Genomic DNA, 2,030 nt, shown 5'->3' with positions numbered 1-2,030 from the left:
CGCTTAGTGCTGGAACACGAAGCCGACGTGCCGCTCACGCGCGCCTTGCGCCAGTGCGTCCTCGCCGTTGAAGGAGACTTCGCCCGAATCCGGCCAGTCGAGACCGGCGATGATCCGCAGCAGCGTGGTCTTGCCGGAGCCCGAGGGTCCGAGCAGCGCGAGCAACTCGCCATTGTCGACCTTGAGGTCGACGCCGTCGAGGGCAGCAAAACTGCCGAACTTCTTGACGAGATTCCTGACTTCAATGGTCACTTGCGTCCTGTCCTTCGTCCAGATGACGTTCAAGAACGGTTTTTGCGATCAGCGTTATCAGCGCCAGCATCGCCAGCAGCGAGGCGATCGCGAAGGCGGCGACGAACTGGTACTCGTTGTAGAGAATCTCGACCAGCAGCGGCATGGTGTTGGTCTCGCCGCGAATGTGGCCCGACACGACCGACACCGCACCGAACTCGCCCATCGCGCGCGCGTTGCAGAGCAGAACGCCGTAGAGCACGCCCCATTTGATGTTCGGCAGCGTGACGCGGAAGAAGGTCTGCAGGCCGGAAGCGCCGAGCGAGATCGCGGCTTCCTCTTCCTGCGTGCCCTGCTCCTGCATCAGGGGGATCAGCGCGCGTGCCACGAAGGGGAAGGTCACGAAGGTGGTGGCGAGCGCGATGCCGGGCACCGCGAACAGGATCTGGATGTCGTGATCCCGAAGCCAGCCGCCGAAATAGCCCTGCGCGCCGAACAGCAGCACGAAGACGAGGCCCGAGATCACCGGGCTGACCGMGAACGGCAGGTCGATCAGCGTGATCAGGAAGGTCTTGCCGCTGAAATCGAACTTGGCGATGGCCCAGGCGGCGACGAGGCCGAACACGAGATTGAGGCCGACCGAGATCGCCGCGACCAGGAGCGTCAGCCTGATCGCGGCCAGCGCCTCCGGCTCGGCGAGCGCGGCGAGATAGGCGAGGATGCCCTTCGAGAATGCCTGCGCGAACACGACGACCAGCGGCAGCACGACGAAGACCGAGAGGAACAGCACCGCCAGCGTGATGATGACGATGCGCACCGCCCTCGGCTCGGTGCGAAGGTTGTCACGCGCCGCCGCCGCGTGCGCGCGCGCCTTCGCATCGGGCGAGGAGAGCGAAACGGAATCTGCGATCTGCATCGTCATCGCATCCTCCTCAACGCGCCGGGATCCGGCTCTGCGCCCAGCGCTGGAGCCGGTTGACGGCGAAGATGACGACGAAGGAGACGACGAGCATGACCACCGCGATGGCGGTCGCATCGGCGTAGCGGAATTCGGAGAGCCGGATCACGATCAGCAGCGGCGCAATCTCGGAGACGTTCGGCAGATTGCCGGCGATGAAGATCACCGAGCCGTATTCACCAACGGCGCGCGCGAAGGCGAGCGCGAGGCCGGTGAGCAGCGCCGGTCCGAGCGAGGGCAGGATCACGCGGCTGATGGTCTGCCAGCGGCTCGCGCCCAGGCTGCCCGCGGCCTCCTCGATCTCGGGGTCGAGATCCTGGAGCACCGGCTGCACAGTGCGCACCACGAAGGGAATGCCGATGAAGATCATGGCGACGAAGATGCCGACCGGCGTGAACGCCACCTTGATGCCGAGCGCCGCGAGCGGCGCGCCCAGCCAGCCCTTCTCGGCGAACAGCGCCGTCAGCGCAACGCCGGCAACCGCCGTCGGCAGCGCGAAGGGCACGTCGACGATGGCGTCGAAGATGCGCCGGCCGGGAAACCGGTAGCGCACCAGCGCCCAGACGATGATGCTGCCCATCACCAGATTGACGCAGGCCGCCGCGAAGGCGAGGCCGAACGAGACCCGCAGCGCGTTCAGGGTACGGCGGCTGGAGAGGATGTTCCAGAACTGCTCGGGGCTCAGCTCGAGCGATTTCAGGAACAGGCCGGCAAGCGGAATGAGGATGATGATCGACAGCCAGGAAAGCGTCAGTCCCATGGTGAGACCGAAGCCCGGCAATGTCCGTCGTCGTGCTACAACTGCGCTCACCAGGCCCCCTGCTAAAGCCTCCTAAAACGG

2 protein-coding genes and 1 pseudogene are annotated in these 2,030 nt (G+C 65.7%); all 3 read right to left on the bottom strand.

What is annotated here, in order from left to right; genetic code table 11:
• Nucleotides 1–6 precede the first annotated feature (6 nt).
• A pseudogene (locus AC1D00_RS38550) lies at nt 7–252 on the bottom strand (ATP-binding cassette domain-containing protein); the annotation flags it as partial.
• Complete coding sequence (gene cysW / locus AC1D00_RS38545; protein ID WP_477014284.1) at nt 242–1,153, bottom strand: sulfate ABC transporter permease subunit CysW; 912 nt, start codon at nt 1,151–1,153, stop codon at nt 242–244. The pseudogene AC1D00_RS38550 and the gene cysW, both read right to left, overlap by 11 nt.
• Nucleotides 1,154–1,163: 10 nt before the next feature.
• On the bottom strand, nt 1,164–1,970 hold the full coding sequence (gene cysT / locus AC1D00_RS38540; protein ID WP_404558918.1) for a sulfate ABC transporter permease subunit CysT: 807 nt from the start codon (nt 1,968–1,970) through the stop codon (nt 1,164–1,166).
• Nucleotides 1,971–2,030 lie beyond the last annotated feature (60 nt).

The sequence above is a fragment of the Bradyrhizobium sp. P2_E8 genome, from assembly GCF_056403875.1.
The sequence above is the reverse complement of the archived record's forward strand: the minus strand, read 5'-3'. Positions and strand labels throughout refer to the sequence as shown.